The organism is Sphingomonas larreae, from assembly GCF_051400595.1.
Taxonomy (GTDB): Bacteria; Pseudomonadota; Alphaproteobacteria; order Sphingomonadales; family Sphingomonadaceae; genus Sphingomonas.
On the sequence record NZ_JBLFFI010000001.1, the window covers coordinates 472413 to 484821 of the forward strand.

A 12409-nucleotide genomic window follows, 5' to 3' on the forward strand; every position below is an offset into this window, starting at 1 on the left:
ATTCGCTTCGTAAGCGTCAGCGGCTGAGAGACAATGGGCTCCCGCTTACGCGCGGAGCGACATAGATGAACCTCACAGAGATAACTCGGCACGAGCAGATGTCGGCTGGTCAGACCGAGCCAGTTTCGTTGCCTGAAGCCCGGTCGTCAGATCGCCGTTTCGCATCCGGCAATACTGACCACGTCAAGATTCTTGTTGCTCGTTTCGATGGGCGATCCATGCTGGGCCATGCTTTGGCTGGGAATGCGGCCGCCCCCGTTGATTCTATTTTGGCCAACTCGGTTCCGGGTGATCAGCGGTGATCTGGCTGCTGCTCGTTCTTAGCGTCATCTGGATCTTGCCCAGCGCTCTGATCATCATGCTTTACCTCAGCTCTTTGGCGTCGCCGCGAGCACGGGGATGGCTGCTACGTCACCTGGTCTCGTGATGGCGATTGCATTCGGCATCGCTCATCGGCGATGGACGCAGAGCGACATCACCGCCCTCCGGAGTGGCATCCTCGCGGGGCATGGAAGCGGTGCGCTGGAAAAGCTGCTCGACCGAGAGGGTACCGATCTCTCGCGGATGGCCGCGCGCCTCAATCTGACATTCAGTCCCGCGGAGGCTGGCTGAGTTGTCCTTCGTCAGCGACACCCGTTCAAACGCCAAATGACTGTGTTCGGCATGAGAACGACCCGCACCATCATTGTTGGAATGCACCCAGAATTCGGTGAGGGTGCCAAGTGGGGATTGTTCCTGTCGGCGGAGGATCGCTGGCTATCCGTCACATCTCGGCGCAAGCTGGACGCACAGCGATTCTGTCACGATCTTAGTAGCTTGGCCGAAGGCGTCTGAACCACGCAAGCCATGAAGCTTCGTTCGCCATGCCATCGGCTCGGGCTCACCTGTCACCAAGCGCCTCACATCGAGAAATCGGCTACTAGACACTTCGGCAGTGTTGGGCACCTGGCCGGATGCAGATAGAGATTGAACACATATGAAAAGAAGTGAGCAGAAGCTCCTTCGGGCGCGGCTTGACGCCGCCAATCGCGAGCATCGTGCAAACGCGTACGACGATCGCGTCGAGCACGAACCGTTGCGCTACCATACCGAGGGTCAGTATGTCGCCGCCGAGATCGAGGAAACGGATCGCAAATCCGATCCCCTCGAGTGAGAACGCGCTTACCGCGCATGACAGACGCCCGCGAGTCTCACAGCCGAACCGCCCTCCGACGTGCGACGGCAATAGTATCAGTCATCGGCTGGTCGACGGGCTGTTTACTCGATCACCTGACGCGCCGGCGCGCAGGTCACCAGAAGTGATGACCGGGTGACCGTGAGCCGTATCTACTTCGCGGCGAAATCACCCGCAATTGCTCCGTGATGCTGCTTCGCGAACGTTCGCGCAGCATGGGCGCTTTCGAAGCTTTCCGGCTGAAGCGTCGATGTCACGATCGGGTAATGCTGTGAGTTGTATCGAACTTGCCGAAGTGTAAGCCGAAAGGCGCCTTCATCATCCTTGGCGATCAGAAACGGCTTGGGAATGATCCTGGACATGATTTGTGACTCCGGGTTGTCGGGCAGAAATAGCAATCGCGGGCGTACGCGCCATGCGAACCATCAGGTGGCAGGGCTGTTAGCGGGCCACAACCATCCTAGGCGCCCTGCAGATTGGATGCGGAGGTCTTGCTCCGCCGATCGGTCTGGAGTTCGTAAGTGACCCGCTGGTCCTTGTGCAGCGTCTGCATGCCTGCACGCTCGACAGGCGAGATGTGAACCAACGCAAAATTGTCGCCACTCCCGAGCGCTATAAAGCCGTCGCCTATCTCACTGCTAGAAAACTTCACGGTGCCGCTGATCATAGCACTATCCTGCCCAGGTGTTGACAGGCATGCACCAGAAGCAGCGCGTCCCGGCCTCGGTTATGCTCGAACGGGACAAGAAGGCGACGAGGTCAGCCCGTATATCCGTCACATGCCACGTCAGCCCATCGGATATAGGCTGATTTGCCGCGATTGGAAGCGCCAATACGGAGAGGTCAGGTGCCGATGAGATTGCGGCGTCATCTTGGATGGCAACGCAGGTCCAGGCCCGAACATCTGAGAATTGTTGCTGACATCAACCTCGATCCGTCTCTTGTAGAAACACGCGCCAGCCCCATATTCCGCTTATCGCTGGCACGTCTTTGGTAAGCGCCATCGGCTGAGAGACGCAGCGCTCCCGCTTACGTGTGGAGAGCCGCCATGAACCTCACTGAGCTTCACCGTCGTCAACAGGTCTCCGTCGGCATGGCCGCGGCGGCCGCCACGCCCGAGGCGCGTTTTTCACATAGCTGCCTCGCCTCAGGCTACGCCGCTCGGATCAAGCATTTCGACGCGAGTGCCGAGGAGCGTTTCTCGGCCACGCGGGCGATCGAAAAGGTCAAGGGCCGGCGCGCTGATCGTGCCGTTCTCGTGTCAGCGAACGAGGATTTCGGCATGGCGCCGCCCAGGGCGTGACTTGAACTTAGGTCGCTATGGCGGTGATTTGGTTTTCTCACCTTTACGCGCGGAGCCATGCGATCACAGGAGGAGCTGAGAACCGATGGCGGACCAACTGATCGTCAAGGCCTATGGTGGGCCGGATGCCGGCAAGCTGGTGTCGCTTGACGAGGGGGTCGTGCGGCATGTCGTCTATGACGAGAGCATCACCGCACCGTTCGTCGCTCCTTACCAGCGGGCGCCCGCCATGTCGCAGTTCCCCTACCTGCTCGTGCATACGTCCGACGGCAGCAGCGCGCTCGTACCGGAACGCGACAACGATCTGCTAACGGCATTCCGGGAGAATGCTGCCGATCCTGGTGCGCGCGAGAGCGACGTCCTTTCGGTCGAGGTGCAGCGCCGGGGTCTAGATTTCTGACACGCCCCGGCGCGGGCGGGTCGACCCCTTATCCGCCTACGACGGACCAGGGGAAGGATCTGGTAGCCAGACGCCGTACGAGCACGATGCATGAAAGTCAGGATGGTCTCGGGACGATGGTCTTCCGCTATGTTCCGGCGCCGCCTGCGACATCGGCTTGGCCTTCGTTCGTGAGTACAAGGATGAACTGAGGCGAGCGCTCGATCGGTGCGCTGGCGAGGATGACTGAGCCGTGCTGGCGCTCGCTGCCGAAGGGCGCCGCTGACAATTGGATGGCCCACTGCGAACCAGCCGTGATGCTCGCGCGGTCAGCTGCGCGCTGATATGGCGCATGCAGGCTGCTCATGTTCGATCAGGCGATCGATCTGGGGACACAAAACGCTGCCGAGGCCTCCGGGCCGCGGGATGCTGAGGATCCGCCTCACGCTCGTGCGCCTCGCACCCGGTGCTGTCGTGCGGCACGCGAGCATCACGCTGTTGGTATGGAAACTACTCGACCCGAACGCCGCTACGGCCTTCCTACACCTACCCAGCGCTGCGACGAGCCGGATAGATCGGGCCGCGGTCAGCAGCGAAGGATTCCATACTGTCCTGGCGGAGGTCGCCGCTTGGGCAGACCAAACAACACAGGAAGGATCCTCACCGCCGCCATCGCATGACCTTTCGTTGAACGCGGCCGATTTCGTTCGGACCGCATCGATCGATGCTGCGTTTGCGCGAGATCCGCTCGCCAGGTCCTCGACCTGGAGTGATGCGCATGTCACATATCCGAACAACAGCGACGCATTGAGACAGCGGGCAGAGGACTTTCGTCGCCTTGGTGCAATGGGATTCGCTGGAGCACTGAAAGGCATCAACGCCGATAATTGGCGCTGATCTCGTACGTCGCGCGCGACGAGGAAGGCATAGTTCAGCAGCAGCCTGTTGCACCCGAGCCTTCACCAGCCGGCGACAAGCGGCAGGTGGCTGTAGGCGGATACGACAACTTATGCCCGGCCGAACGCATCAGCCGGCGTGCCGGATCAGCAGCAATTTCTAGCACACTCGCACTATCTTTTCCGTCACCAGCTACCTATATCAATCCGGCTAAACGTCGCCTGCGGCGGATATTGGGCCGCTTAGGCTCCCCTTGTCCCTTTCTAGCCTCACGAAGCCGGGATGTGCCGCTGTTGGCGCATGCCCGACCACCCATGGGACAAAGGATACCCCTATGATCACCGGCACCGTCAAATTTTTCAATGACGACAAGGGCTACGGCTTCATCGCGCCTGAGGACGGCGGCACAGACGCCTTCGTTCATATCTCTGCCGTCGAACGTGCCGGCATGCGCACGCTGAACAGGGATGAACGCGTCTCCTATGAACTGGAGACGGATCGTCGCGGCAAGTCGTCCGCGGTGAACCTCCAGGCTGCCTAACCGGGTCGATCGGCGGAGACCCCGTTGGTCTTCGCCGAACCACCCTTCTGCGCAGGAGCCGTCGTGTCCTTACCACTTCACCGCATTGAAGCCGCTCGTCAGCGCTCGGCCGTCGAGGCCTTCGCCTTTCGAAGCGCACGCCAGCCGTGCAACCCCGCCGCGCAAGCCTGGGACGAACTGGCGGTCCGAAGCGAACGAGCAGACGCGGCGCGCATCAAGGCCGAATTGGACAAGCTGTTGGCCGACACGGGCGAGAACCCGGACGGCGGCCTTGCTGCACCCGTTCCTAGCGATACCGAACGTTGACGACACGCGATGCCGCCGTCAGCGGCGGCGCCCGGAAGCAAGCAGGCTTGCTGGTTGACACGGCCGAGATACCGGGCGGCGGGGAACTGCGCCTGCTGCGTCATGGGACGCATTTCGAGATCATGTTCGGCAACGAGCAGCTGATGGGGAGCTGGTCCTACCGGTCGGAGGAGGCGCTGGCGACGCTTGCCCTTCGCGGACTGGGTAGAGAGCCGAGGGTTCTGATCGGCGGCTTGGGGATGGGTTTCACCCTCGCCGCGGCCCGGGCCACTCTCCCGATGGACGCAAGCATCATAGTTGCAGAATTAGTGCCCAAGATCGTGGCATGGGCTGGCGGTCACCTCCGCCACCTCTTCGGCAGCTCCCTAAGCGATCTGCGGGTGTCAGTCGAAGTAACGGACGTACACGATCTGATTGTCGAACAGCCTGCCGGCTTTGATGCGATCCTACTCGACGTCGACAATGGCCCAGATGGGCTGATCAGCCTCGCCAACGAGCGACTCTACTCGGACTGGGGCTTACGCGCGGCGAGGTTGGCGCTCCGACCCAACGGAATACTGGCCATCTGGTCGGCTTATCCGGATCACAGCTTCACCTATCGCCTCCGCGCCGCTGGCTTCGAGGTCGAGGAGATCAGCATCGACACTGACGGCAGTGAGGAAAACCCAGACCACACGATTTGGCTCGCCACTGCCGGCCAATCTGGCAAAGGATCGGGCAGTGCCGGCACAGCTGGTTCCACGGTCGAAGTTGGGGCATGACGAACCGCACGTCCTCGCCGTCCATTTGGTTCGACCTGTGGATGGAAGGCTGCACCAACAGCCTTCTTCTATTCGAGACGATGGCCGCTGTGCCAATAGTGGTCAACGCGCGCATGCCGATGATCGGGGCTGCCGCACTGGACCCGCTCACCGGCAATTGGACCGAACTCCACAAGATGGTGGCGGAAAAGACCGAGGTCTTTCTGCAGGCCGGCCTCTCCATCACGCGAGACATGCAGGCGATTGGCTCCGAGATGTTGCGATCTTCGCGATCTGCAAAGGGCGCTGCCGCATCGTCAGCACGGATCCGGCATCACGCCATCGGCGCTGCCGGACGGGCGCTAGCACCAATACATGCCGCCGCGACGGGAAACGCGAGCCGATTACAAGCCCAGCGCTGAACGAGTCTCGACGTTGCGCGCCATGCAGCCGCCCTACCATCGTGGGCCACAGGACGACTCCCGGGCATGGTAGCGCGCGTCCCAGCTTCAGACACACATTCGTGCCCGCTCGACACGGCGGCGGACGGTCAGCCGTGAAATGATAACAAGTGAGGACCTGGCAGATCGGCAGCTATCGGGCGCGTCGATGCGGAAAGCTGACGCAGGCGCGCCTTTATCATCTGTGATTTCCTGGCCGTCTCACCCGCATCGGCTTGCGACGACGTCCCTTCCCTGAGTTGGAGGTTCGACGATGGTCAGCTATCGGCCATTTCCCCGCTTTTCGTAGAGCGGCGATCTAGAAGGCTCCTTCGTGAGTTGAGCTACCCATGAAGCTCCTCATCCGCCATAGCACCACCTATCATTACGCTCGCCCGGTAGCGTTCCAGCTCCACCACCTGCTGCTATTCCCACGCGGGAGCCATGAGCTTCGCGTTCTCAGCAGCGCTATCCGGTGCACGCCCAGTGCGGCGTTGAATTGGAGCCAGGACGTTTTCGGGAATATGGTCGCTACCGCCAGCTTCGCCGAGAGCGCAAGTGAGCTCGTGATCAGCAGCGAGTTGATTGTTGAGCAATGTGCACCGGCGTGGCCGATCTTCCCAATCGCGCCCGGCGCTCATTCTTACCCGTTTTTCTACTCGGAGGCGGAGCTACTCGACCTTGGTCACTTGGCGACGCCCCAGCATCAGGACTCTGGAGAGGTAGTACGCCGCTGGGCAGACGATTTCGTATACTCATCTCAAACAGACACGCTGTCTCTCCTCAAGGACATCAACAACGGCCTTTTGACTTTCGTAGCTTACCGCACGCGGGACGAGGAGGGCACACAAGATCCAGCGCAAACTTTATCCCTGGCAAGCGGATCATGCCGTGACATCGCGGCTCTGTTTATCGATGCCGTGCGTCAACTTGGATTTGGCGCTCGTGCGGTGTCAGGCTATCTCCTGGACCCTGATGCAACGCAGGACGATGCAGGCTCCACCCACGCCTGGGCAGAGGTCTATCTGCCGGGTGCCGGGTGGATCACCTTCGATCCAACGCATCAGCGGGTGGGATCGGCCAATCTCGTCGCTGTGGCCGTCGGGCGTTGCAACGCGCAGATCATGCCGATCAGCGGCGGCTTCGTCGGAGCGCCTGAGGATTTCAGGAACATGGACGTGCGGGTCAGCGTGCGGCCCGTATAGGCCACTCGCACCAGCGGCAACCCAGCTGGCACGTCGAGCCTCAACCTAGTTAACTGAATTCATTAGAGAACATGCGCCTTCACCTCGGCACGTAGTCGGGACATGAACGTTAAGCCGAAATGGCCGACCAACAAGAGTCCGTGAGACGCCAACGCGTCCTATCTGAGTTCGGCGATTTCGTGCTCGACCACGACGATGTCGACGATGTCCTCAACGAGGGCTGCCGGCTGATTGCGAAGGCGCTGGGTGTCGATCTGGCAAAAGTAATCGAGATCGATCGAGACACAGAGACGGGGTTCGTCCGCGCCGGCATCGGCTGGGAACCGGGGATCGTTGGTCATGAGCGTGTCAGCCTCACGGAACGCTCGTCGGAAGCGTTCGCGATCGAGAGAACCGAGCCTGTCATCACGAATGATGTCAGACACGAGAAACGGTTCGATTTCCCGCGCTTCCTTATTGATCATGGTGTCGTTGCATTAGCGAACGTTCCGATTCTGCTGCCGGGCCGTAAACCTTTCGGGGTGTTGCAGGTAGACGCACGGGCGCCTCGGAACTTCGACCAAGAGGATATCGAGTTCCTCAAGACCTATGCGATGATACTCGGTCCTGCTATTGATCGCCTTCATAAAGCTGCGGCTCTCAAGGAGACGGACGAGCGACTGAGGCTCATAGTAGATAACGCCAAGGCATACATCCTGATTGTCAGCGATGCTGAGGATCGGATTACCGATTGGCTAGGCGGCTCTGAGCAAATTCTAGGCTGGTCATCGTCTGAAGCGATAGGCATGCCGAGTGACATGATCTTCACCCCGGAAGATCGCGCAGCAGGGATTCCAAACCGCGAGCTCTGCGGCGCGAGAGAGAGGGGGGCCTTCCCCAACGTTCGCTGGCACCAGCGGAAGGATGGGACGAAGGTTTTTCTCGATGGCCAGACGATAGCGCTAAAGGACGGAGCTGGCAGCCTCCGTGGCTATCTGAAGATCGGGCAGGACGTCACCGAACGGGTGCGGACAGAGGCGGCGCTGCGCGAAAGCGAGGAGCGGCTGCGGCGGTTCGGCGAGGCGTCTCACGACATTCTGTGGATGCGAGACGTCGACACGCTCCAGTGGCAGTATCTGACGCCTGCTTTTGAGTCCGTGTACGGGATGAGCCGAGAGGACGCTCTGGGCGGCGACAATTATTGCACCTGGCTCGACCTCATCGTGCCGGAAGATCGCGAACAGGCAGCTCAAGCGACCGAGCGCGTTCGCAAGGGTGAGCAGGTCACGTTTGACTACCGCATCATCCGCCCCGCGGACGGCGAGATCCGCTGGCTGCGAGATACCGATTTTCCGATCGCCGGAGCGAACGGCGAGGTCGCCCTTATCGCTGGCGTGGGCCATGACCTGACCGAACTTCGCGAGGCAGAGCTTCGCCTCCAGGTGCTGATGGAGGGTATCCCCCAACTCGTTTGGCGCGCTGTTGACGGCGGTGCATGGACTTGGTCTAGCCCACAATGGGGTGAACTCACCGACCTTGCACCTGAGCAAAGCATCGGCTGGGGATGGCTGGACGCGTATCATCCCGATGATCGCGACGCCGCCCGGCGCGCGTGGGAGGAAGCGTCCGGGAGGGGCAACCTCGAGGTTGAGGCCCGGATCTACCATGCTGCGGCGGACCAGTACCGTTGGTTTCAGACGCGCGCTGCACCTGTGCGCGATGATCGCGGCTCGATCACCGAATGGCTCGGAACGTCCACCGACATCGATGACATGCGCGACCTACAAGAGCGCCAGCAGGTGCTTGTCGCCGAGCTTCAGCACCGCACGCGAAACCTCATGGGCGTGGTGCGCTCGATGTCGGAGAAGACGGCTCGCGCGAGCTCCGATATCCCTGACTTCCGTGATCGCTTCCGCGATCGGCTGGAGGCTCTTTCGCGGGTCCAAGGCCTCTTGTCACGCCTGAACGATCATGACCGTGTGACGTTCGACGAGCTGATTGGTGCTGAACTCGAAGCGTTGGACGGCTCGGCCGAGCGGGTCAGTCTGCACGGACCTGCTGGCGTGCGGCTTCGCTCGTCGACGGTGCAGACGCTGGCGATGGCTCTACATGAACTTGCCACCAATGCGGTAAAGTATGGCGCTCTCGCGCAGCCGAGCGGCAAGTTGCGAATACAGTGGTCACTGGAGCGGCAGAATGGTTCGGCCGACGACTCATGGCTTCATATCGACTGGCGCGAGAGCGGTGTGACCATGCCGAGCGCCGGTTCGACGCCGAGAGGCGGTGGCCAGGGCCGCGAATTGATCGAACGAGCCTTGCCGTACCAGCTCAAGGCCCGAACCACCTTCGAGTTGAGCCCCGATGGTGTCCACTGCACCATTTCGCTTCCAGTATCAGCGACCCGGACCGTAGCGGAGAGAGCAGATGGCTGAACCTGCGCTACGAGAGTGCCGCGTGCTCGTCGTAGAAGACGAATACCTGCTTGCGGACGAGCTTACGACCGCGCTCGAGGAGGCTGGTGCCGTCGTTATCGGACCAATCGGTGACCTCGCCGACGCAATAGCATTGATCCAGCGTGGGGAACGGATCGATGCGGCAATCCTCGATGTCAACCTCGGTGGTGAGATGATTTTCCCCGCCGCGGACCTGTTGATCGAGAGTGGTGTCCCGATCGTGTTGACGACCGGCTACGACAAGTCTGCTCTCCCTAGCCGCTTCAGCGGCGTGCCGCTGTGCGAAAAGCCTTTCGCTGGAAGGCGCTTGGTGCAGGCTGTTGATCAAGCGCTACACTCCTGACCGGCAACCGTCGTTTTCTCTCATCAGGCGGAGCGCTCGATCAAACATGACGTGCTTCCCGCCTTGGTACCGGTCAGGCGTAGAATCTCTTGGGTTCATGGCTGGTGGCTTCCGTACGCTCTCCACAAAGCTTCCACCGGCCACCCATCGGAAGCGCCTTACGGAAGGAGAAGCGACCCGTCCCCGTAAGAGTAGAAACGATAGCCATTCTCGATGGCATGGGCGTAAGCGGCTTTCATCCGATCAAGACCCATCAGCGCCGAGACCAGCATGAACAAGGTCGAGCGCGGCAAATGGAAGTTGGTCATCAGTCCGTCGACGCCGCGGAAGCGATAGCCCGGCGTGATGAAGATCGCGGTGTCGCCCTCGAACGGGCGGACGATACCGTCCTCCCCCGCGGCGCTCTCGATCAGGCGCAGCGAGGTGGTGCCCACCGCGATCACGCGCCCGCCGCGCGCGCGCACCGCATTGAGCCGGTCGGCGGTGGCCTGATCGATCCGCCCCCATTCGGCGTGCATCTTATGGTCGGCGGTATCCTCCGCCTTGACCGGCAGAAAGGTGCCCGCGCCGACGTGGAGCGTCAGCGTGGCATGCTCGACCCCCGCCGCGGCGAGCCGCTCGAGCAGCGCGGGCGTGAAGTGCAGCGCCGCGGTGGGCGCCGCCACCGCGCCGGGCTCGGCGGCGAACATCGTCTGGTAATCGTCGGCGTCGCGCGCATCGGCGGCGCGCTTGCCCGCGATATAGGGCGGCAGCGGCATGCGCCCGGCGCGCTCGAGCAGCAGCTCGACCGGTTCGTCGCCGGCAAAGTCGAGCGCCCAGCTGCCATCGTCGGCGCGGTCGCGCGCGGTGGCGCTCACGCCCGCGCCGAAGTCAATCGCGTCGCCGTCGCGCAGCCGCTTGGCGTTGCGCACGAACGCCCGCCACCGCCGCGGCCCCTCGCGCTTGTGCAGCGTCGCGCCGACGCGGGCATTGCCGCGCATTCCCTCGAGCTGTGCGGGGATCACGCGCGTATCGTTGAACACCAGCAGGTCGCCCGCGCGCAGCACCGCCGGCAGGTCGGCGACCGAGCGGTCGTCGAGCGCCTCGTCGCGCACCACGAGCATCCGCGCGGCATCGCGCGGCGTGGCCGGACGCAGCGCGATCCGCTCCGGCGGCAGCGCGAAATCGAACAGGTCGACGTTCATCGGCGTCGCGTAAGCGCGCGCCCGCTCAGCGGCGGCGCGGCGCGGGCGTCGGGGTCGCGCGCGGCGCCGGCGTCGCGCGGTTGGTCGTACCCGGTAGGGTCGGCGTCGTCCCCGGGAGCGTCGGCAGCGTGGCGGGCGCGGCGGCGGGCAGCGGCTGGTAGGCGGGCGGATTGTCCGAGGCGATATAGGCGTGGACGATGCGCGACGGGTTCGCCGGCGGCTCGCCGCGCTCGATCGCGTCGACGTAGTTCATCCCGGACATCACGCGGCCGAACACGGTGTATTTCTTGTCGAGCGCGAAGCGCGGCTGGAAGACGATGTAGAACTGGCTGTTCGCGCTATCCTCCTTGTCGGCGCGCGCGGCCGCGACCGAGCCGCGCACGTGCGGCAGATAGTTGAACTCGGCGGGCAGGTCGGGCAGCTGGCTGCCGCCGGTGCCGTCGCCCTTGGGGTCGCCGCCCTGCGCCATGAAGCCGTCAATCACGCGGTGGAACACCAGCCCATCGTAGAAATGCTGGCGGGTAAGCGTCTTGATCCGCTCGACCATCTTGGGCGCAACGTCCGGGCGCAGCGCGATCTCCACCCGGCCGCCGGTGGAAAGGTCGAGCAGCCAGATGTTGGTCTTGTCGCCCAGCGGCGGCGGCGCGAGCCGCTCCTGCGCCGTAGCGGGAGCGGCGGTGAGTAAAGCGGCAGCGAGCGTCGCGGCGGGGAAAAGGGCGGACAGGAGAGCGGACGGGCGCATCGGTGCTTTCGGGTCTGTCGGGAAGGTCTCAGCGCCGGCGTCTAGACCAGATTCACGCTTGCGCCAAACTGAATGGCGGAGGCGGTGCGGCTATCCCTGCTCGGGGCTATCCTGTCGTCATCCCCCCTCCGTCATCCCGGACTTGGTCCGGGATGACGGAAGAAGCGAGTGGATGGCGGGAGAGTGAGGCAGCATGACGCCCGGAGCCTCTTACCCTCACCCGCCGCGCCGCCCGACCAGCGCCACCCGATCCACCACTTCCTGGCACACCGCGGCGCTGACGAACTTGCGGATGTCGCCGCCGAACAAAGCGATCTCCTTGACCAGCTTGGAGGCGATCGGCTGCAGTCCGACGTCGGCCATCAGGAAGACGGTCTCGATCCGGTCGTTGAGCTGCTGGTTCATCCCCGCCATCTGATATTCGTACTCGAAGTCGGCGACGGCACGCAGCCCGCGCACGATCATCGTCGCGCCCTCGCGCTCGGCGAAGTCCATCAGCAGCGAATCGAATTCCACCACGTGGATCTCGCCGCCGATCGCTGCGACCTCGCGCTGCACCGTCGCCATCCGCTCGGCGACGCTGAACATTGGCGACTTGCTGGGGTTGGTGGTGACGCCGATCACCAGCCGATCGACCAGTTTCGCGCCGCGGCGGATGATGTCCATGTGGCCGAGCGTGATCGGATCGAACGTGCCGGGATAGACGCCGACGCGCGTGGCCAC

At 62.7% G+C, this 12409-nt stretch carries 17 protein-coding genes; 10 read left to right on the top strand and 7 right to left on the bottom strand.

Going from position 1 to position 12409, the window contains the following annotated elements:
- Window positions 1-411 precede the first annotated feature (411 nt).
- A complete protein-coding gene (locus ACMGDM_RS02030; RefSeq protein WP_436802469.1) occupies window positions 412-699 on the bottom strand; it encodes a hypothetical protein in 288 nt (95 codons plus the stop codon).
- Between the two features lie 277 nt (window positions 700-976).
- On the opposite strand from ACMGDM_RS02030, the gene ACMGDM_RS02035 reads away from it, so the two are divergent.
- Complete coding sequence (locus ACMGDM_RS02035) at window positions 977-1153, top strand: hypothetical protein (protein WP_436802470.1); 177 nt, start codon at window positions 977-979, stop codon at window positions 1151-1153.
- A 173-nt stretch (window positions 1154-1326) separates the two neighbouring features.
- On the opposite strand, the gene ACMGDM_RS02040 is transcribed toward ACMGDM_RS02035, so the two are convergent.
- Entirely contained in the window at window positions 1327-1536 is a 210-nt protein-coding gene (locus tag ACMGDM_RS02040; RefSeq protein WP_436802471.1) for a hypothetical protein, read from the bottom strand.
- A 98-nt stretch (window positions 1537-1634) separates the two neighbouring features.
- Complete coding sequence (locus ACMGDM_RS02045) at window positions 1635-1841, bottom strand: cold-shock protein (RefSeq protein ID WP_436802472.1); 207 nt, start codon at window positions 1839-1841, stop codon at window positions 1635-1637.
- A gap of 381 nt (window positions 1842-2222) precedes the next feature.
- Between ACMGDM_RS02045 and ACMGDM_RS02050 the strand changes: the two genes are divergently transcribed.
- Both ACMGDM_RS02050 and ACMGDM_RS02055 read left to right on the top strand, forming a co-directional pair.
- Window positions 2223-2477 carry a hypothetical protein gene (locus ACMGDM_RS02050; RefSeq protein WP_436802473.1) on the top strand — a complete coding sequence of 85 codons (255 nt, stop codon included), beginning with the start codon at window positions 2223-2225 and terminating at the stop codon, window positions 2475-2477.
- An 85-nt stretch (window positions 2478-2562) separates the two neighbouring features.
- A complete protein-coding gene (locus ACMGDM_RS02055; RefSeq protein ID WP_436802474.1) occupies window positions 2563-2877 on the top strand; it encodes a hypothetical protein in 315 nt (104 codons plus the stop codon).
- A gap of 127 nt (window positions 2878-3004) precedes the next feature.
- Here ACMGDM_RS02055 and ACMGDM_RS02060 read toward each other — a convergent pair whose 3' ends face one another.
- Window positions 3005-3223 (bottom strand): hypothetical protein, encoded by a 219-nt coding sequence (locus ACMGDM_RS02060; RefSeq protein WP_436802475.1) that lies wholly within the window; start codon window positions 3221-3223, stop codon window positions 3005-3007.
- Window positions 3224-4087: 864 nt separating this feature from the next.
- On the opposite strand from ACMGDM_RS02060, the gene ACMGDM_RS02065 reads away from it, so the two are divergent.
- From ACMGDM_RS02065 to ACMGDM_RS02095, 7 genes are all read left to right on the top strand, one after another.
- Entirely contained in the window at window positions 4088-4294 is a 207-nt protein-coding gene (locus ACMGDM_RS02065) for a cold-shock protein (RefSeq protein WP_436802476.1), read from the top strand.
- Between the two features lie 24 nt (window positions 4295-4318).
- The gene (locus ACMGDM_RS02070; RefSeq protein WP_436802477.1) at window positions 4319-4600 is read left to right on the top strand and encodes a hypothetical protein; all 282 of its coding nucleotides are present in this window, start codon (window positions 4319-4321) and stop codon (window positions 4598-4600) included.
- Entirely contained in the window at window positions 4597-5361 is a 765-nt protein-coding gene (locus tag ACMGDM_RS02075) for a spermidine synthase family protein (protein WP_436802478.1), read from the top strand. Before ACMGDM_RS02070 ends, ACMGDM_RS02075 begins: the two co-directional genes overlap by 4 nt.
- A complete protein-coding gene (locus tag ACMGDM_RS02080; RefSeq protein WP_436802479.1) occupies window positions 5358-5762 on the top strand; it encodes a hypothetical protein in 405 nt (134 codons plus the stop codon). Before ACMGDM_RS02075 ends, ACMGDM_RS02080 begins: the two co-directional genes overlap by 4 nt.
- A gap of 368 nt (window positions 5763-6130) precedes the next feature.
- Window positions 6131-6985, top strand: coding sequence for a transglutaminase family protein (locus ACMGDM_RS02085; protein WP_436802480.1), 855 nt, complete (start codon window positions 6131-6133; stop codon window positions 6983-6985).
- Between the two features lie 119 nt (window positions 6986-7104).
- Window positions 7105-9396 (top strand): PAS domain S-box protein, encoded by a 2292-nt coding sequence (locus ACMGDM_RS02090; RefSeq protein WP_436802481.1) that lies wholly within the window; start codon window positions 7105-7107, stop codon window positions 9394-9396.
- Complete coding sequence (locus tag ACMGDM_RS02095; protein ID WP_436802482.1) at window positions 9389-9760, top strand: response regulator; 372 nt, start codon at window positions 9389-9391, stop codon at window positions 9758-9760. Before ACMGDM_RS02090 ends, ACMGDM_RS02095 begins: the two co-directional genes overlap by 8 nt.
- A 158-nt stretch (window positions 9761-9918) precedes the next feature.
- On the opposite strand, the gene queA is transcribed toward ACMGDM_RS02095, so the two are convergent.
- From queA to coaD, 3 genes are all read right to left on the bottom strand, one after another.
- Window positions 9919-10944, bottom strand: coding sequence for a tRNA preQ1(34) S-adenosylmethionine ribosyltransferase-isomerase QueA (gene queA, locus ACMGDM_RS02100; protein WP_436802483.1), 1026 nt, complete (start codon window positions 10942-10944; stop codon window positions 9919-9921).
- A gap of 25 nt (window positions 10945-10969) precedes the next feature.
- On the bottom strand, window positions 10970-11686 hold the full coding sequence (locus ACMGDM_RS02105; RefSeq protein WP_436802484.1) for a peptidylprolyl isomerase: 717 nt from the start codon (window positions 11684-11686) through the stop codon (window positions 10970-10972).
- A gap of 216 nt (window positions 11687-11902) precedes the next feature.
- Complete coding sequence (coaD, locus tag ACMGDM_RS02110; protein ID WP_436802485.1) at window positions 11903-12409, bottom strand: pantetheine-phosphate adenylyltransferase; 507 nt, start codon at window positions 12407-12409, stop codon at window positions 11903-11905.

Coding starts and splice junctions, on each gene's coding strand:
- ACMGDM_RS02035 (WP_436802470.1), top strand. CDS start 977: ATGAAAAGAAGTGAGCAGAAGCTCCTTCGGGCGCGGCTTGACGCCGCC.
- ACMGDM_RS02040 (WP_436802471.1), bottom strand. CDS start 1,536: ATGTCCAGGATCATTCCCAAGCCGTTTCTGATCGCCAAGGATGATGAA.
- ACMGDM_RS02045 (WP_436802472.1), bottom strand. CDS start 1,841: ATGATCAGCGGCACCGTGAAGTTTTCTAGCAGTGAGATAGGCGACGGC.
- ACMGDM_RS02050 (WP_436802473.1), top strand. CDS start 2,223: ATGAACCTCACTGAGCTTCACCGTCGTCAACAGGTCTCCGTCGGCATG.
- ACMGDM_RS02055 (WP_436802474.1), top strand. CDS start 2,563: ATGGCGGACCAACTGATCGTCAAGGCCTATGGTGGGCCGGATGCCGGC.
- ACMGDM_RS02060 (WP_436802475.1), bottom strand. CDS start 3,223: ATGAGCAGCCTGCATGCGCCATATCAGCGCGCAGCTGACCGCGCGAGC.
- ACMGDM_RS02065 (WP_436802476.1), top strand. CDS start 4,088: ATGATCACCGGCACCGTCAAATTTTTCAATGACGACAAGGGCTACGGC.
- ACMGDM_RS02080 (WP_436802479.1), top strand. CDS start 5,358: ATGACGAACCGCACGTCCTCGCCGTCCATTTGGTTCGACCTGTGGATG.
- ACMGDM_RS02085 (WP_436802480.1), top strand. CDS start 6,131: ATGAAGCTCCTCATCCGCCATAGCACCACCTATCATTACGCTCGCCCG.
- ACMGDM_RS02090 (WP_436802481.1), top strand. CDS start 7,105: ATGGCCGACCAACAAGAGTCCGTGAGACGCCAACGCGTCCTATCTGAG.
- ACMGDM_RS02095 (WP_436802482.1), top strand. CDS start 9,389: ATGGCTGAACCTGCGCTACGAGAGTGCCGCGTGCTCGTCGTAGAAGAC.
- queA (WP_436802483.1), bottom strand. CDS start 10,944: ATGAACGTCGACCTGTTCGATTTCGCGCTGCCGCCGGAGCGGATCGCG.
- ACMGDM_RS02105 (WP_436802484.1), bottom strand. CDS start 11,686: ATGCGCCCGTCCGCTCTCCTGTCCGCCCTTTTCCCCGCCGCGACGCTC.